At 65.2% G+C, this 17,130-nt stretch carries 12 protein-coding genes; 9 read left to right on the forward strand and 3 right to left on the reverse strand.

Annotated features, from left to right (window positions below):
• Window positions 1–76: 76 nt before the first annotated feature.
• The 3 genes from WFQ67_RS14205 to WFQ67_RS14215 form a co-directional block, all read right to left on the reverse strand.
• Window positions 77–1,468 (reverse strand): PhoH family protein, encoded by a 1,392-nt coding sequence (locus WFQ67_RS14205; RefSeq protein ID WP_213626162.1) that lies wholly within the window; start codon window positions 1,466–1,468, stop codon window positions 77–79.
• Window positions 1,469–1,799: 331 nt separating this feature from the next.
• Window positions 1,800–2,930 carry a polysaccharide deacetylase family protein gene (locus WFQ67_RS14210; RefSeq protein WP_213626163.1) on the reverse strand — a complete coding sequence of 377 codons (1,131 nt, stop codon included), beginning with the start codon at window positions 2,928–2,930 and terminating at the stop codon, window positions 1,800–1,802.
• A 56-nt stretch (window positions 2,931–2,986) separates the two neighbouring features.
• Window positions 2,987–4,153, reverse strand: a complete 1,167-nt coding sequence (locus WFQ67_RS14215; protein WP_337057363.1) for a tetratricopeptide repeat protein — start codon at window positions 4,151–4,153, stop codon at window positions 2,987–2,989.
• A gap of 325 nt (window positions 4,154–4,478) precedes the next feature.
• Here WFQ67_RS14215 and yaaA point away from each other — a divergent pair, with 325 nt between their 5' ends.
• The 9 genes from yaaA (at window position 4,479) to WFQ67_RS14260 (ending at window position 17,112) form a co-directional block, all read left to right on the forward strand.
• On the forward strand, window positions 4,479–5,258 hold the full coding sequence (gene yaaA / locus WFQ67_RS14220) for a peroxide stress protein YaaA (protein WP_337057252.1): 780 nt from the start codon (window positions 4,479–4,481) through the stop codon (window positions 5,256–5,258).
• Between the two features lie 746 nt (window positions 5,259–6,004).
• Complete coding sequence (algD, locus tag WFQ67_RS14225) at window positions 6,005–7,315, forward strand: GDP-mannose 6-dehydrogenase (RefSeq protein WP_213626165.1); 1,311 nt, start codon at window positions 6,005–6,007, stop codon at window positions 7,313–7,315.
• A gap of 116 nt (window positions 7,316–7,431) precedes the next feature.
• Window positions 7,432–8,913, forward strand: a complete 1,482-nt coding sequence (gene alg8 / locus WFQ67_RS14230) for a mannuronan synthase (RefSeq protein WP_213626166.1) — start codon at window positions 7,432–7,434, stop codon at window positions 8,911–8,913.
• A 26-nt stretch (window positions 8,914–8,939) separates the two neighbouring features.
• Window positions 8,940–10,109, forward strand: a complete 1,170-nt coding sequence (locus WFQ67_RS14235) for an alginate biosynthesis protein Alg44 (protein ID WP_337057253.1) — start codon at window positions 8,940–8,942, stop codon at window positions 10,107–10,109.
• A gap of 40 nt (window positions 10,110–10,149) precedes the next feature.
• Window positions 10,150–11,499 (forward strand): alginate biosynthesis TPR repeat lipoprotein AlgK, encoded by a 1,350-nt coding sequence (algK, locus tag WFQ67_RS14240; protein ID WP_337057364.1) that lies wholly within the window; start codon window positions 10,150–10,152, stop codon window positions 11,497–11,499.
• Between the two features lie 10 nt (window positions 11,500–11,509).
• The gene (locus WFQ67_RS14245) at window positions 11,510–12,961 is read left to right on the forward strand and encodes an alginate export family protein (protein WP_337057255.1); all 1,452 of its coding nucleotides are present in this window, start codon (window positions 11,510–11,512) and stop codon (window positions 12,959–12,961) included.
• Window positions 12,962–12,989: 28 nt separating this feature from the next.
• Window positions 12,990–14,549: a mannuronan 5-epimerase AlgG gene (gene algG, locus WFQ67_RS14250; protein WP_285960848.1), complete on the forward strand. Its 1,560-nt coding sequence runs from the start codon at window positions 12,990–12,992 to the stop codon at window positions 14,547–14,549.
• 11 nt (window positions 14,550–14,560) lie between these two features.
• The gene (locus tag WFQ67_RS14255; protein ID WP_236206961.1) at window positions 14,561–15,991 is read left to right on the forward strand and encodes an alginate O-acetyltransferase; all 1,431 of its coding nucleotides are present in this window, start codon (window positions 14,561–14,563) and stop codon (window positions 15,989–15,991) included.
• A gap of 14 nt (window positions 15,992–16,005) precedes the next feature.
• Window positions 16,006–17,112 (forward strand): mannuronate-specific alginate lyase, encoded by a 1,107-nt coding sequence (locus tag WFQ67_RS14260; protein WP_173172768.1) that lies wholly within the window; start codon window positions 16,006–16,008, stop codon window positions 17,110–17,112.
• Window positions 17,113–17,130 lie beyond the last annotated feature (18 nt).

The following is a 17,130-nucleotide window of genomic DNA, read 5'->3' on the forward strand; positions in this document are numbered from 1 at the left end:
GAAGCGGATTGTATACAAATCCCAGGATTATCGAAGGCCTTTCGCCGGGCGGATCGCTCCGCCCGGCGGCCGTTCGTCACATGTGGGTTTCGGCGTATTCCGCCAGCACCGAGCGGGGCACGCCCTGCAGGGTGATGTGCACGCCATGGGGGAAGTCCTTGAAGCGCTCGGTGAGGTAGGTCAGGCCGGAGCTGGGTGCGGACAGGTAGGGGGTGTCGATCTGCGCCAGGTTGCCCAGGCAGATCACCTTCGAGCCGGTGCCGGCACGGGTGATGATGGTCTTCATCTGGTGCGGCGTGAGGTTCTGGCACTCGTCGATCAGGATCAGGCTCTGCTGGAAGCTGCGCCCGCGTATGTAGTTGAGGGATTTGAACTGCAGCGGCACCTTGCTGAGGATGTAGTCGACGCTGCCGTGGGTGCTCTCGTCGTCCATGTGCAGGGCTTCGAGGTTGTCGGTGATGGCGCCCAGCCAGGGCTCCATCTTCTCGGCCTCGGTGCCGGGCAGGAAGCCGATCTCCTGGTCCAGCCCCTGCACGCTGCGGGTGGCGATGATGCGCCGGTAGCGCTTGCTGACCATGGTCTGCTCGATGGCCGCCGCCAGCGCCAGGATGGTCTTGCCGGAACCCGCCGCGCCCGAGAGGTTGACCAGGTGGATGTCCGGGTCGAGCAAGGCGAACAGCGCCAGGGCCTGGTAGATGTCACGCGGGCGCAGGCCCCAGGCTTCCTGGTGCAGCAAGGGTTCCTGGTGCAGGTCGAGGATCAGCAGCTCATCGGCCTTGATGCCCTTGATCCAGCCGACGAAACCCTGCTCGTCGACGATGAACTCGTTGACGTGGACCGCCGGCAGGTTGTCGGTGAGTTGCACGCGATGCCAGGTGCGGCCGTGGTCCTGGCGGGTCTCCACCTTGCTCACGCGGTCCCAGAAGGAGCCCGGCATGGTGTGGTAGCCACGGGAGAGCAGTGAGACATCATCGACCAGTTGGTCGGTGTGGTAATCCTCCGAATCGATGCCACAGGCACGCGCCTTCAGGCGCATGTTGATGTCCTTGGTCACCAGCACCACGGCCATGCCCGGGCGGCGTGTCTTCAATTCCACCAGTTGGTTGATGATCTTGTTGTCGTTCAGGTCTTCGGGCAGCCAGGTGATGGGGGCTGCGCTCTTGCTCATGAGTATCGAGAGGAAGCCGCAGGGGCCGCTCTTTTCCCGCTGGATAGGTACGCCGTGCTCCACCTGCTCGGGCGTCGCTCCGCCCAGGATCTTGTCGATCAGCCGGATGGCCTGGCGGCATTCGGCGGCTACGCCTTGCTTGCCCGTCTTCAGCTTGTCGAGTTCCTCCAGCACGGTCATGGGGATGGCCACGTGGTGTTCTTCGAAGTTCAGGAGGGCGTTGGGATCGTGGATCAGAACGTTGGTATCGAGGGCGTAGAGGGTTGGAGCGGTGGGGCGGGCGCGTCCGTGATCATCCATACTCGGTCACCTTCTTGTCGGTCCGGGCGACGGAATGCCATGACGGCTCTCCGCCGAGGAAGGACCACCGTCCCCATCTGGCCGGGTCATGCCGGTCGCCAAGGGAGCCCGAGAAGCAGAGGTGAGGGCCTGGGGCCGCCACCTGTCTTCAGGATTCGGCGGTCTGATTCGTTAATAACCCAATACGGATGACAGAAAAAAGTACTTTTTCACCGCCGGCCGCTTTTTTTTCCAGGCGACGAAAAACCCTTGGCGCCATCCCTGGCCGTCGCTAAAGTCGAAAGTCCTGTCACCGCTCTTCCCGCGTTCCGACCGCCCCGGTCACCCTTCCCTACCGATACGCCCGACAATCTTCCCAGGTCAGCCCCGCCGCGCCGGTTTGCGCGTGCAGCCAGGGCACCGCCGTCTGCGCCTTGGCGTGGATGTCGTGGAAGAGGATGACGCCACGCCGCCACAGCAGCATCAGGCTGAGCACGCGCTGGCCGGCCACGTCGCCGCTGATGCGGGCGTTCCAGTCCTGGGAATCGATGTTCCACAGCGCCACGCGCAGCCCCTGCCCGGCGAAGAAGGCGCCGCTGTCGGCCTGGCGCTGGCCATAGGGCGGGCGGAACAGTGGAACGGCCTTGTCCGGCAGCGCCTTGCCCAGCAGCGCCTGCACGCGTGTCACCGAGTCCTGCCACTGATCCCAGCTGGCGTGGGACTTGTGCTCCCAACCGTGGGAGGCTACGCACTGGCCGGCATAGAGCGCGTTCAGCGCCTCGGGCGAGGTCTTCTGCAGGCGCGCCTGCAGGCTCTGGCCGAGGACGAAGAAGGTGCCGTTGACGCCGTTCTCCCGCAGCCAGGTGGTGATGCGGTCGCTGTGGCCGCCCACCGGCGCCGGGCCATCGTCGAAGGTCAGCAGGAAGTGCCGGTCCGCCAGCTCCTCGCCGTTGCGCTCCTGCGCGGAGAACAGGCCGATCTCGCTGCTGATCCGGGGGAACAGCGCGGCCAGGCGCATCTCCTCGTCGAGGTAGACCTGGTGGAAGCGGCGACTGGCCTCGGCCCAGGCGAAGAAAGGCGAATCCGGCGCCACATCGAAGTGCTTCGCCTGCTCGCGCAGCGCAGCCTCGTCGCTCGCCGGCGGGCAGAAGGGGCTGGCCGCCGAGCAGCCCTGGCTGGCCAGCCGATAGTTATCCACAAGGCGCGCCCAGAAATGCCTGCGCACCGTATCGATCCCGTCGAGGTTGACCGCCTTCAGGTCCAGGCGCCGCTGCCAGGCGCCGGCATCCAGCGTCTCGCTCTGCAGCAGGGCCTGGGCGAACACCAGGATCTCCGCCCGCGAGGCATCGTCGAAGGCCGCCGGGCTGTCCAGCGCGGCGGGCCAGGTGCTGCGGTCGAGGGTGGCGACCGCCCGAGGGCCGGCGGCCTGCGCCACGCCTGCGCCAAGGGCCAGGACGAGCCCCAGGGAAATGACTCTGAACATGAACCTGCACTCCAATGAAAAACGCGCCCCGGAGGGCGCGCTGGTGTCGGGGAAGATCAGTGGCGATCCTGGACCCGCTGGATCGCCTTGTCGTACACCGGGTTGGCCTTCTGCTCCTTGGCCAGGTGGTAATGGCGCAGGGCGTCGTCGAACTGCTCGGCCTCTTCATAGATGCGCGCGATGTTGTAGTAGGAGCTGGCACGCACGGTGGCCGCGCTGGCACCGCTGGCCAGGGCGATGGCCTTGCGGTTGGCCCAGATGGCCTCGGCGGTGCGGCCGGCCTTCTGGTAGGCCAGGCCCAGGTTGCTATAGGCCTGGCCGAAGTTGGCATTGAGCTCGATGGCCTGGCGATAGAGGTCGATGGCCTGGTCCAGCTTGCCGTCGTGGTAGGCGGCTTCGCCCTGCTTGTTCAGCGCCTTCGCGTCGCCCTGGGCGGCCTGGGTCACGGCCTGGGCGGCCACGTCCTGGCCATTGCCCAGCAGCGGCTCGATGTCGCCGAGCACGTAGTTGGCGTCCTCGGCCTTGCTGCCTTCGAGGGTGTTGATGTCCTGGAAGTCGCCGTTTCCGGACAGGCGGAACACCTTCCACAGGTTGCCGCGCTGGTCCTTCGGCACGTAGTAGGTGCGCACCAGGGACTGGCCGACATAGACGAAGACCTTGGCCTGGCTGGCCGACAGCGCCTTGGACGACGGGTTGTTGATGTTGGTGAAGTCATGCACCGCGTACACATAGCTCTCGCCAAAGCGCTTCTTGTGCAGGGTGATGGTTTCCGGGCCGAAGCTGTCGGTGTCGTCCACGTCCAGGTCGGCGTCGGTGCCCTCCTTGGCGTCGAAATAGATGTGGTTGCCGGGGAAGGCGATGTGCGAATCGAGGTCCGCCGGGGTCTCGCCCCAGCTCAGCACGATGCGCATGCCGTCCAGGTCCTGCATCACCGGGCTCACCGCATAGGTCATGCCCTTGCACGGGCACTTGGCGACGAGGTTGGAATAACCGGGCTTCTTGATGATCAGCAGGCTGTCGGCGTCGTCGGCGAAGGCGCTGTCCAGCGTCACCTGGCCCTGGGCGTTTGTCTTGCCGCTAGCGGTCTGCGCGCCGTTCTTCTGCACCAGCACCTCGGCGCCTTCGATCTTCTGGTCCTTGACCACGGCGCTGAGCACTTCGATGGGCAACTGCTCGGCCTGGGCCAGGACGGCACCGGAACCCAGCAGCAGGGATAGGGCGATTCTCGAGAGGGTCTTCACTGCGACCTCCTTGTCAAAGTGGATGAGAGGGGACCGGCGCACATGCCGGGCGCCGCACTATAGCGCAACGCCCCGGGCGCCGGATGTGATGCGTGGCAACCGGGCGAGGGAAATGGCTCGGACAGCGGAGGGCTTGAAGCCCCCCTGCGGCAGAGCCGCCTGTCTATGCCGCGGCCCCCTACAGAAAGCCTGCGCGCAGCGAGACACCGCCCCCTGCGGGACGCACCGACAGCGTCAATCGTCCCCATAGGTGGAGCCCACCGCTGCAAATCCCTAGAATCGCCGCATTCCCGTAGGAGACGATTCGATGCTACTGGTGATTTCCCCCGCCAAGACCCTGGACTACGAAACCCCGCCGGTGACCCCGCGCCACACCCTGCCCCAGCACCTGGACCACGCCCAGGAGCTGATCCAGCAACTGCGCGCCCTGGCCCCGAGCGACATCGCCGAGCTCATGCATCTTTCCGACAAGCTCGCCGGCCTCAACGCCGCGCGCTATGGCAGCTGGCACCCGGCGTTCACCCCCGAGAACGCCAAGCAGGCGCTGCTGGCCTTCAAGGGCGACGTCTATACCGGGCTCGACGCCGAGAGCTTCGCCGAGGCGGACTTCGATTTCGCCCAGCGCCACCTGCGCATGCTCTCCGGCCTCTACGGCCTGCTGCGCCCACTGGACCTGATGCAGCCCTACCGCCTGGAGATGGGCACCAAGCTGGCCAACGCCCGGGGCAAGGACCTCTACGCCTTCTGGGGCGATCGCATCAGCACCTGGCTCAACCAGGCACTGGCCGAACAGGGCGACGACATCCTGCTCAACCTCGCCTCCAACGAATACTTCAGCTCGGTGAAGCGCAAGGCCCTCGATGCCCGCATCATCGACACCGAATTCAAGGACCTGAAGAACGGCCAGTACAAGATCATCAGCTTCTACGCCAAGAAGGCCCGCGGCCTCATGGCCCGCTACGTGATCAAGGAACGCCTGACCGACCCGCAAGGCCTGAAGGACTTCGACTACCAGGGCTATCGATACAGCGCCGAAGCCTCCTCGCCGGACAAGCTGGTATTCCTCCGCGACACCCCGCAGGACTGATTTCCCCGCCTCGTTTACCACCACAACCTGCCATTGGTTGGGCGGCTCCGCTGCGAGTCGTCCAATCGGCGAAGTTTCCTCCTCCCGCCACTTCTGCGCGCCGGCCCGGTGCCATCACCTTTGATCGCCGCTGGAACTAACGTACCGCCTGCCTCACAACGGGCCAGGGAACTTCCGCGCCGTTGTGTAAACAGCGCGCAGGCTCTAGCACGGGCGATAGGGAACTACCGCTGCACTTGCACCCATTAAATACAGGGAACTTTTTCGGCGCGTTGAAACACCCGAAGTTTGCCATCAAGGTGCAATTACAAATGCCCGTAGTCGATGAATTGCAACAAATCAAATTGATGACGAACGGTAGGAACTATCCGAAAACCCGAACACTCATAACCCCGACGCTTAATTCTTCACGCAATATTTCAGCGTGATTCCAAACTGCCCCCATGTATCGGAATGCTCCGAGGGGGAAGTTGTGCGCCAGAAACGAAACAGGCGAACTAAGAGGAGAAGTTGGACACAGGATCGACTGACAAGAACCAGGGACAAGAGCCAGTAAGGTAATCAGTCCAGGAAACCTTGGAGCCAGCGAATTCACAGGCTCCGCTTCAGGTACCCGCAGTTTCGGTGCCAGGTGTTTGTCATGCCTGCACGCAGCTGAAAGTTACGAATTGAATGTAACGGCTGCAAAACGGAAGTGGCGATTATGCCACCAATTAACAGCGTGCTAAATGGATGAGGTGAATGCGATGCGTATCAGCATCTTTGGTTTGGGCTATGTCGGTGCAGTATGTGCCGGTTGCCTGTCGGCTCGTGGTCATGAAGTTGTCGGTGTAGACGTCTCCACCACCAAGATCGACCTGATCAACAACGGGAAGTCCCCCATCGTCGAACCCGGGCTCGAAGAGCTCCTGCAGCAAGGCCGCAAGACCGGCCGCCTGCGCGGCACCACCGATGTCGCCGCCGCGGTCCGCGACACCGAAGTCTCCTTCATCTGCGTCGGCACCCCGAGCAAGAAGAACGGCGACCTGGAACTGGACTACATCGAAGGCGTCTGCCGCGAGATCGGTTTCGCCCTGCGCGACAAGTCCGAGCGCCACACCGTCGTCGTCCGCAGCACCGTGCTGCCGGGCACCGTGATGAACGTGGTCATCCCGATCATCGAGGACTGCTCCGGCAAGAAGGCCGGTGAAGACTTCGGCGTCGCGGTGAACCCCGAGTTCCTGCGCGAAAGCACCGCGATCAAGGACTACGACTTCCCGCCCATGACCGTCATCGGCGAACTGGACAAGGCCTCCGGCGACCTGCTGGAAACCCTGTACCGCGAACTCGACGCACCGATCATCCGCAAGGAAGTCCAGGTCGCCGAGATGATCAAGTACACCTGCAACGTCTGGCACGCCGCCAAGGTCACCTTCGCCAACGAGATCGGCAACATCGCCAAGGCGGTGGGTGTCGACGGCCGCGAAGTGATGGACGTGATCTGCCAGGACCACAAGCTCAACCTCTCCAAGTACTACATGCGCCCCGGCTTCGCCTTCGGCGGCTCCTGCCTGCCCAAGGACGTGCGCGCCCTGAACTACCGCGCCAGCTCCCTGGACGTCGAGGCCCCGCTGATCGGCTCGCTGATGCGCAGCAACGCCTACCAGGTGCAGAAGGCCTTCGACATCATCGCCGCCCAGGACAAGCGCAAGGTCGCCCTGCTCGGCCTGTCCTTCAAGGCCGGCACCGACGACCTGCGCGAGAGCCCCCTGGTCGAACTGGCCGAGATGCTCATCGGCAAGGGCTTCGACCTGCGCATCTACGACCGCAACGTCGAGTACGCACGCGTGCACGGCGCCAACAAGGACTACATCGAATCGAAGATTCCCCATGTGTCCTCCCTGCTCGATAGCGATTTCGACGGCGTGGTCGGCGATGCCGACGTCATCGTCCTCGGCAACCGTGACGAGCTCTTCGCTCCGCTGGCGCAACGGGCGCCCGAAGGCAAGCGCGTGATCGACCTGGTGGGCTTCATGCCCAAGGCGACCAACGCACAGGCCGAAGGCATCTGCTGGTAATCCCGGACACCAGCTTCTAAGCGCAACGCAAGTGATGAACCTCGGGTCGGCGAACAACAAGAAGCCGCGCCCACGCCCGGGGTTTGTCCGGCGCCAACGACGGAATGGATAAACGTATGGACAAGCTCAAGCTAAGCCTCAACGAGGCGGCGGGTTGGCTTTTCTACCTGACGGGCCTGGGGCTGCTCGCACTGGCCCTGCCCAAGTCGGTCTTCGACCCCGACTCCAAGCATTTCCTGCTGCTGATCGGCCTGGTCGGCATCTGGCGCTACTCCATGGGCGGCCTGCATTTCATCCGCGGCATGCTGTTCCTCTATGTGGTCTACCCGCACTACCGGCGCAAGGTCCGCAAGCTGGGCGAAGCGGCGGACCCGTCCCACGTGTTCCTGCTGGTGACGAGCTTTCGCATCGACGCGCTGACCACCGCCATGGTCTACCGCTCGGTGATCCAGGAAGCGATCGACTGCGGCTACCCCACCACCGTGGTGTGCTCGATCGTCGAGCTGTCCGATGAACTCCTGGTCAAGGGCCTGTGGGCGAAGATGAACCCGCCCCAGCACGTCACCCTCGACTTCGTGCGCATCCCCGGCACCGGCAAGCGCGATGGCCTGGCCTATGGCTTCCGTGCCATCTCCCGGCGCCTGCCGGACGAGAACGCCGTGGTCGCCGTGGTCGACGGCGACACCGTGCTCGCCGAAGGCGTGGTGAAGAAGACCGTGCCCTGGTTCAAGCTCTTCCCCAATGTCGGCGGCCTCACCACCAACGAGTTCTGCGAGGTGCGTGGCAGCTACATCATGTCCGAGTGGCACAAGCTGCGCTTCGCCCAGCGCCACATCAACATGTGCTCCATGGCGCTCTCCAAGCGGGTGCTGACCATGACCGGGCGCATGTCGGTGTTCCGCGCCAAGGTCGTGACCGACCCGGACTTCATCGCCGACGTGGAAAGCGACCACCTGGACCACTGGCGCCTCGGCCGCTTCCAGTTCCTCACCGGTGACGACAAGTCCAGCTGGTACAGCCTGATGCGCCTGGGCTACGACACCTTCTACGTGCCGGACGCGGCGATCAACACCGTCGAGCACCCGCCGGAGAAGAGCTTCATCAAGGCCAGCCGCAAGCTGATGTTCCGCTGGTACGGCAACAACCTGCGGCAGAACTCCCGGGCCCTGCGCCTGGGGCCGAGCCGCCTGGGCTGGTTTACCACCCTGGTGCTCAGCGACCAGCGCGTATCGATGTGGACCTGCCTGCTGGGCCTGGCCGTCGCCATCATCGCCAGCATCAAGTACAGCATCGCCTACCTGCTCGTGTACCTGCTGTGGATCGGTCTCACCCGCTTCATCCTCACCCTGCTGCTGAGCGTTTCAGGGCACCACATAGGGCCGGCCTACCCGCTGATCCTCTATTACAACCAGATCGTCGGCGCCCTGGTGAAGATCTACGTCTTCTTCCGCCTGGACCAGCAGTCCTGGACGCGCCAGAACACCAAGCTCAACCGTGATCTCGCCAGCTTCACGCGCTGGTTCAACACCTGGTCCTCACGCGCCATGACCTTCACCGCAACCAGCGTATTCGTCGCCACGCTGATGGCGTTCGTGTGACAGAACTTGAATAGGAAATCCAAGCCATGAATACAGCCGTCAACGTCAATGTGGTGCACGAATCCGAAGCCCAGCGCCAGCACGCCCGGGTCAAGATACCGGCCAAGATCCGCTACCTGGCCAACAACGAACGGGTCGAGCACCGCCTGCTCGACCTCTCCGCCGGTGGCTTCTCCTTCCAGACCGGGCCCAAGCACCGCGCTCAGGTCGGCGACTACCACCAGGGCCGCATGCTGTTCCAGCTGGACAGCCTGACCCTGGGCCTGGACGTCGAATTCCAGGTGCGCACCGTGGACCTGGACAGCGGCCGCGCCGGCTGCCAGTTCCACAGCCTCAAGCCGCGCGACATCGCCACCCTGCGCTACCTGATCAGCGCCCACCTGTCCGGTGAGGTGATCAGCGCCGGCGACATGCTCAACACCCTGCAGCGCGAGAACTTCACCAAGCCGCGCAAGAACGGTGGCAACGGTGGCGGCATGGGCGTGTTCGGCCGCCTCAAGGCGGTGACCTTCAGCGCCGGCCTGTTCCTCGTCGGCCTGGCCGCCTTCGGCTTCATCTTCAAGTCCCTGTACGGCCTGTACTTCGTGACCCACGCCGAGTCCGGCATGGTCGCCGTGCCCAGCATGCAGGTCACCATGCCCCGCGAAGGCACCGTGCAGAGCCTGATCGGCGGCGAAGGCACCACCGTGGACAAGGGCGCCCCCATCGCCTCCTTCTCCGCCACCATGCTGGAGATGCTCAAGGGCCACCTGACCGACGACCAGCTCACCCCGGCCAACGTCGAGGAACTGTTCGGCAAGCAGATGAAAGGCACCCTGACCAGCCCCTGCAACTGCAAGGTGGCGCGCCAGCTGGTCGCCGACGGCCAGTTCGCCGGCAAGGGCGACGTCATCTTCGAACTGGTGCCCCAGGACTTCGAAGCCACCGTCAGCGCCCGCTTCCCCTACCGCAACTTCGCCCAGGCCAAGCCCGGCGCCAGCGTCACCTTCCAGGTGGCCGGCGAAGACAGCCCGCGCCACGGCAAGATCATCAGCAGCAGCCTGATCGACAGCGGCCTGTCCTCCGACATCCGCGTGGTGATCCAGCCCGACCAGACCCTGGACAGCAAGCTCGCCGGCCAGCCGGTGGAAGTCAGCATCGATCGTGGCCCGTCCTTCGACTGGATGATCGACCGCGCCCTGGCGGCCGGTTTCTGAGGAGGGACCCGCAGTGGCGACATTCCCATCCCGTTACCTGATGCTCGGCGCCGCGGTCGCGCTGGCCGGCTGTGCCGGCCTGCCCGACCAACGCCTGGCCAACGAAGCGCTCAAGCGTGGCGACACCGCCACCGCCGAGCGCAACTACCGCCAGCTGGCGGACCTGGGCTACGTCAGTGCCCAGGTCGGCCTCGCCGACCTGCAGGTCAACAGCGGTGACCCGGAGCAGATGCGCCAGGCCGAGCAGATCTACCGCCAGGCCATGGACGAGTCCCCGCGCGCCAAGGCCCGCCTCGGCAAGCTGCTGGCGCGCAAGCCCGACGCCACCCCGGCCGAGCGCCAGGAAGCGGCCAAGCTGCTGGATGAAGCCTTCAAGGCCGGCGAGCCGAGCAGCCTGCTGCCCCTGGTGATGCTCTACCTGACCTTCCCGCAGGACTTCCCGGGCGTGAACGTGCAGCAGCGCATCGCCCAGTGGCGCGCCGACGGCCAGCCCGAAGCCGAGCTGGCGCAGATCCTCTTCTATCGGAGCCAGGGCACCTACGACCAGCACCTGGGCGAGATCGAGGACATCTGCAAGCGCACCCTGGGCCAGGCCGACGTCTGCTACGTCGAGCTCGCCACCGTGTACCAGAAGCAGGGCAAGGCCGAGGAACAGAAGGCCCTGGTCGCCCAGCTGATGAACGGCTACCACGCAGGCGTCATTCCCGCCCAGCGCGTGGACTCGGTGGCCCAGGTGCTGGCCGACGCCGAGCTCGGCGGCAAGCCCGACGAAGGCAAGGCCCAGGAAATGCTCGAAGAGATCGCCCCGGCCTACCCCGCCGCCTGGGTCAGCCTCGCCAAGCTGCTCTACGAGTACCCGGGCCTGGGCGACATCGACAAGATGATGGAGTACCTCGACCACGGCCGCGAAGCCGCACTGCCGCGCGCCGAGCTGCTGCTGGGCCGCCTCTACTACGAAGGCAAGCTGCTGCCGCAGGACCCGCGCAAGGCCGAGGAACACCTGATGAAGGCCGCGCCCACCGAGCCGGCCGCCAACTACCTGCTGGGGCAGATCTACGTCCGCGGCTACCTCGGCGACATCTACCCGGACAAGGCGCTGGACTACCTGCTGAGCGCCGCGCGCAGCGGCCAGATCAACGCCGACTTCGCCCTCGGCCAGATGTTCGCCCAGGGCAAGGGCATCCAGCCCAACCTGGTCAACGCCTACGTCTTCAGCCAGCTCGCGCTGCCCAAGAACACACCCCAGGCCACCGAACTGGCCCAGGCGGTGGAACAACAACTGCAGCCTGCGGAACGCGCCCGGGCCGAGCAGCTGCTGCGCGAGGAGCGTCAGCTCCGAGGCGCGGCCCTGCAGGACGCCGCCCAGATGCAAGCCATGCAGACCCCTTGAAGGAACCGCTATGAAATTCAATCTCTGGACGAACGCCAGCCTGGGCCTGGGCGTCACGCTGATCACCGCGAGCAGCGCCTTCGCCGTGCAGATGAGTGACAAGAACTTCGGCCTCGACATCAAGATCACCGCGCAGTCCGAAGACGACCGCGACCTCGGCACCCAGAAGGGCGGCGACGTCAACGGCATCGGTCTCGACCTGCGTCCCTGGGTCTACGGCCAGCGCGGCGAGTGGAGCGCCTTCGCCATGGGCCAGGCGGTGACCGCGACCGACATCGTCGAGACCGACACTATCGAATCCAGCGACATCGACAGCGAATCCAGCCAGAACAGCGACGGCCGCGAACCCGACAAGAGCTACCTCGCCCTGCGCGAATTCTGGGTCGACTACGCCGGCCTCACCGCCTACCCGGGCGAGCACCTGCGCTTCGGCCGCCAGCGCGTGCGCAGCGAAGAAGGCACCTGGTGGGACACCAACATCGAGGCCCTGCGCTGGACCTTCGACACCACCCTGCTGACCGCCAACGTCGGCGTCGCCGAGCGCTTCAGCGAGTACCGCACCGACATCGACGAACTGGCCCCCGAGGACAAGGACCGCCAGCACTTCTTCGGCGACGTCGCCACCCAGTGGATGCCCAACCACTGGGTCGGCCTCAAGCTCCACCACAGCCGTGACAACGGCAGCCTGCCCGACAACGGCGAAGTGGTGGACCCGCTGGACAAGCGCTACACCGGCGACCTCACCTGGCTCGGCATCAATGCCGACAACGGCTTCTTCGACCGCCGCTCGCCCGAGACCCTCAACTACTGGGCCCAGGCCACCTGGCTCACCGGCGACATCGACGAACTGAACCAGACCGTGGTCGGCAACGACCGACTCGCCAACGGCTCGCGCAACGTCGACGTCGACGCCTGGGCGCTGGATCTCGGCCTGCGCTGGAACATCAACGACCAGTGGAAGGTCGGCGGTGCCTACGCCCGTGGCAGCGGCGGTGGCGACGACGACAGCTCCGAGCAGTTCCGCCAGACCGGCATGGAGAGCAACCGCTCCAACTTCACCGGCACCAACTCGCGCATGCACCGCTTCGGCGAAGCCTTCCGCGGCGAGCTGAGCAACCTCCAGGTGGGCACCGCCTTCGCCTCCTGGCAGCTGCGCGAAGACTACGACGCCAGTGTCGTCTACCACCGCTTCTGGCGTGTCGACGACAACCAGGACGTCGGCCAGGCCGGGATCATCGCCCCCCTGGAGGACGGCGAGAAGGACGTCGGCCAGGAGCTCGACTTCGTCGTCACCAAGTACTTCAAGCAGGGCCTGCTGCCGGCCTCGATGGCCGAGCACATGGACGACGCCTCCGCGCTGGTGCGTTTCCGTGGTGGCGTGTTCAAGCCGGGCGATGCCTATGGCAGCGGCACCGACTCGCTGATGCATCGCGCCTTCGTCGACTTCATCTGGCGCTTCTGAGGCCGCCATGCGCGAAGGGAGAACAGCCATGAGAAACCCCATCGGAACCCCACTGCCGCTCAGCGGAGTGGTACTTGGCGCGCTGCTCATCGCAGCGCCCTGGGCCCAGGCCGCCGAACCGGCCAAGGAGCTCAAGGAAACCAAGAACTACACCGTCACCAGCGCGCCGGTGGACCAGCTGCACCTGGACGCGCCCACGCTGCCCGACCTCTCCGGCTATACCGCCCAGGCGGTGGAAGCGAAGATCGACCGCTCGAAACAGGGCAAGGTCGTGGTGCGGCGCATGCTGCAACAGGACGCCCTGAAGGACTTCATCGGCGGCAACGAGCGCATGCGCGAATGGGTCACCCGCCAGCGCGGCATGCCCCAGGCGATCTTCATCGAGGGCGGCCACGTCACCCCCGCCGACATCGCCAGGGCCCTGCCCGACAGCCAGTTCAGCGAGACCGAGCCGGGCGTGTACATCGCCCGCCTGCCCGTGGTGGTGGCCCAGGACGCGAACCTCGAGATCGGCAAGGACACCAAGGACTTCCGCCTCTCCCAGGAGCGCGGCGCCTTCCTGGTCAACGACGGCAAGCTGTTCATCACCGGCACCCGGCTGACCGCCTGGCGCGAGCAGGACAAGACGCCGGCGACCTTCCGCACGCCCGACGAATTCCGCCCCTTCCTGGTCTCCTGGGGCGGCAGCGAGCTGTACATCGTCGGCAGCACCGTCACCAGCCTCGGCTACAACAACTCCAAGTCCTACGGCGTCTCCATCACCCAGTACACCCCCGGCATGCACGCGCGCCTCAAGCGCCCGGAACCCACCGGCTGGCTGGTGGATTCGGAGTTCGTCGACCACTGGTACGGCTTCTACTGCTACGAGGCCCGCGATGTGGTGATCAAGGGCAACACCTACCGCGACAACATCGTCTACGGCATCGACCCGCACGACCGTTCCCACGGCCTGATCATCGCCGAGAACACCGTGTTCGGGACCAAGAAGAAGCACGGAATCATCATCTCCCGCGAGGTGGACGACAGCTGGATCATCAACAACAAGACCTACGACAACAAACTCTCGGGCATCGTCATCGACCGTAACTCGGTCAACAACCTGGTGGCCTACAACGAGGTCTACCAGAACCATGCCGACGGCATCACCCTGTACGAGAGCTCCAACAACCTGTTGTGGGGCAACAAGATCGTCAACAACCAGCGCCACGGCATCCGCCTGCGCAACAGCGTGAACATCCGCCTGTACGAGAACCTCGCCATCGCCAACGGGCTGACCGGCGTGTACGGGCACATCAAGGACCTGTCCGATACCGACCGCGACATCGAGCTCGACCCCTTCGACACCAAGGTCTCGATGATCGTGGTCGGCGGCAAGCTCGCCGGTAACGGCTCCAGCCCGCTGTCCATCGACTCGCCGCTCTCCGTGGAGCTCTACCGCGTGGAGATGCTCGCCCCGAGCAAGTCCACCGGCATCAGCTTCGCCGGCGTGCTGGGCGAGAAACAGGAAGAAATCCTCGACCTCATGGTGCGTCGCAAGAAAGCGGTGCTCATCGACCCCGTCGAAAGCCAGGCCGAACTCCAGGATTGAGGCAACAGATCATGCACAAGAACAGCACCCGTTGGTTCGCCCCCTCCGCCCTGGCCGCCGCCCTGCTGGCCGGCGCCCACACCGCCCAGGCGGCCGAACCGCAGTACAGCGTGCAGCGCACCGGTCCGCTGTGCGCCACGGCGCAGAACCCGAACACCTACAACACCAAGTACCTGAGCTTCTTCACCGCCCTGGTGCAGGCCAAGGACGACTGGTTGTTCCGCTCGCGCAACGACCTGCGCACCGACTTCGGCACCACCCCCTACGGCTACAGCGAGTTCAAGCGCCTGCGTGACGCGCTCAAGGCCAAGGGCATCGAGCTGATGGTGGTCTACCAACCCACCCGCGGGCTGATCAACCGCGAGAAGCTGACCGATGAAGAAAAGGCCCGCTTCGACTTCGAGCTGGCGAAGAAGAACTACCTCAAGACGGTGGAAGACTTCCGCAAGACCGGCATCTGGGTCACCGACCTCTCGCCGCTGTTCGACGAGAAGGGCGTGGACACCGACTACTACTTCAAGGCCGACCACCACTGGACCCCCGCCGGCGCCGACCGCACCGCCAAGCTGGTGGCCGAGACGCTGAAGGAGATGCCCGGCTTCGCCGACATCCCCAAGAAGGAGTTCTCCAGCAAGGTCGTCGGCCTGCTGCCCAAGGCCGGCACCCTGCACAAGACCGCCGGCCAGCTGTGCGGCACCACCTACGCCACCCAGTACGTCGACCGCTACGAGACCGAAGCCTCGGGCGAGGCCGGCGGCGACAGCCTGTTCGGCGACGAGTCGAACCCGCAGATCGTCCTGGTGGGCACCAGTAACAGCGGCCCGGCGTACAACTTCGGCGGCTTCCTGCAGCAGCACAGCGGCGCCGAGGTGCTCAACATGGCGGTCAGCGGCGGCGGCTTCGACAGCGCCCTGCTGCAGTACATGAGCAGCAAGGAATTCCACGAGAACCCGCCGAAGATCATCGTCTGGGAATTCGCCACCCACTACGACATGGCGCAGAAGAGCTTCTACCGCCAGGCCGTGCCGCTGGTTGACAACGGCTGCGAAGGCCGGAAGGCGGTGATGCACAACAAGGTGAAGATGAAGCCCGGCGCCAACGAAGTCTTCGTCAACGGCCAGAACGCGCCGGTGAAAGACATCCGTAGTGGCGACTACCAGGTCGACCTGACCTTCAGCGACCCGTCCGTGCACGAGTCCAAGGCCACCATCTGGTACCTCAACGGCCGCCGCGAGAACTTCAAGATCGAGCAGAGCGACCGCGTCGACACCGGTGGTCGCTATGTCTTCGAACTGCGCGACGACCCCGATTGGCGGGACCTGAACGTCCTCGCCCTGGAAATCCACAGCCCCGAAGAGATGCCGGAGAACCTCAGCGTCGACGTGACCCTGTGCAAGCGACCCGGCAACGGCGGCGACACCCTCACGGCCAAGGCCGAGTGAGGAAGGAGGCCCCCATGAAGCATCCACTCAGCCTGCTCGCACCCTGCCTGCTCGGCGGCTGCCTGCTCGTCGGCCAGGCGAGTGCCGCCGACCTGGTGCCGCCACGCGGCTACTACGCACCGGTGGATATCGACGACAAGAAGCCCGAGGCCTGCAAGGCGCCGCCGCAGCCGTACACGGCCAAGCTCGACTTCCGCAGCAAGTACGAAGGCTCGGACAAGGCCCGCGCGACCCTCAACCCGGAAGCCGAGAAGGCCTTCCGCGAGAAGACCGCCGACATCACCGAGATGGAGCGCGGCGTCAACAAGATGGTCATGGTCTACATGCGCGAAGGGCAGCGTCCGCAGCTCGAATGCGCCCTGCAGTGGATGACCAGCTGGGCCCAGGCCAACGCCCTGCTCAGCACCGAGTACAACCACACCGGCAAGTCGATCCGCAAATGGGCGCTGGGCAGCCTGTCCTCCGCCTACCTGCGGCTGAAGTTCTCCGACAGCCACCCGCTGGACGCCTACAAGAGCCAGACCCAGGTCATCGAATCCTGGTTCTCGCGCCTGGCCGACCAGACGGTGCACGACTGGAGCGGCCTGCCGCTGAAGAAGATCAACAACCACTCCTACTGGGCCGCCTGGTCGGTGATGGCCACCGCCGTCGCCACCAACCGCCGCGACCTGTTCGACTGGTCGGTGGACCAGTTCCGCGTCGCCGCCAGCCAGGTCGACCAGGACGGCTTCCTGCCCAACGAGCTCAAGCGCCGGCAACGCGCCCTCGCCTACCACAACTACAGCCTGCCGCCGCTGGCGATGATCGCCGCGTTCGCCCAGGCCAACGGCGTGGACCTGCGCGAGGAGAACAACGGTGCCCTGCGCCGCCTCGGCGAGAAGGTCATCGCCGGCGTCGACGACCAGGAGCCCTTCGACGACAGGACCGGCGAGGACCAGGACATGGACGAACTGGGGAAACACGCCAAGTTCGCCTGGCTCGAGCCCTGGTGCGCCCTCTACGGCTGCAAGCCCGACACCGTGCAGTGGAAGGACTCCATGGGCCCCTACAAGACCTTCCGCCTGGGCGGCGACATCACCCAGGTCTTCCACCCGAAGAAGGAGGGCGGCAGCGGTAGCTGATGCAGCGCCCTCCCCTTC

The organism is Pseudomonas sp. USHLN015, from assembly GCF_037153275.1.
Taxonomy (GTDB): Bacteria; Pseudomonadota; Gammaproteobacteria; order Pseudomonadales; family Pseudomonadaceae; genus Metapseudomonas; species Metapseudomonas tohonis.

Excerpts from the sequence above, each read along its gene's own strand:
- WFQ67_RS14205 (WP_213626162.1), bottom strand. The coding sequence starts at position 1,468 with ATGGATGATCACGGACGCGCCCGCCCCACCGCTCCAACCCTCTACGCC.
- yaaA (WP_337057252.1), top strand. The coding sequence starts at position 4,479 with ATGCTACTGGTGATTTCCCCCGCCAAGACCCTGGACTACGAAACCCCG.
- algD (WP_213626165.1), top strand. The coding sequence starts at position 6,005 with ATGCGTATCAGCATCTTTGGTTTGGGCTATGTCGGTGCAGTATGTGCC.
- WFQ67_RS14260 (WP_173172768.1), top strand. The coding sequence starts at position 16,006 with ATGAAGCATCCACTCAGCCTGCTCGCACCCTGCCTGCTCGGCGGCTGC.
- WFQ67_RS14245 (WP_337057255.1), top strand. The coding sequence starts at position 11,510 with ATGAAATTCAATCTCTGGACGAACGCCAGCCTGGGCCTGGGCGTCACG.
- WFQ67_RS14210 (WP_213626163.1), bottom strand. The coding sequence starts at position 2,930 with ATGTTCAGAGTCATTTCCCTGGGGCTCGTCCTGGCCCTTGGCGCAGGC.
- alg8 (WP_213626166.1), top strand. The coding sequence starts at position 7,432 with ATGGACAAGCTCAAGCTAAGCCTCAACGAGGCGGCGGGTTGGCTTTTC.
- WFQ67_RS14255 (WP_236206961.1), top strand. The coding sequence starts at position 14,561 with ATGCACAAGAACAGCACCCGTTGGTTCGCCCCCTCCGCCCTGGCCGCC.
- WFQ67_RS14235 (WP_337057253.1), top strand. The coding sequence starts at position 8,940 with ATGAATACAGCCGTCAACGTCAATGTGGTGCACGAATCCGAAGCCCAG.
- algK (WP_337057364.1), top strand. The coding sequence starts at position 10,150 with ATGCTCGGCGCCGCGGTCGCGCTGGCCGGCTGTGCCGGCCTGCCCGAC.
- algG (WP_285960848.1), top strand. The coding sequence starts at position 12,990 with ATGAGAAACCCCATCGGAACCCCACTGCCGCTCAGCGGAGTGGTACTT.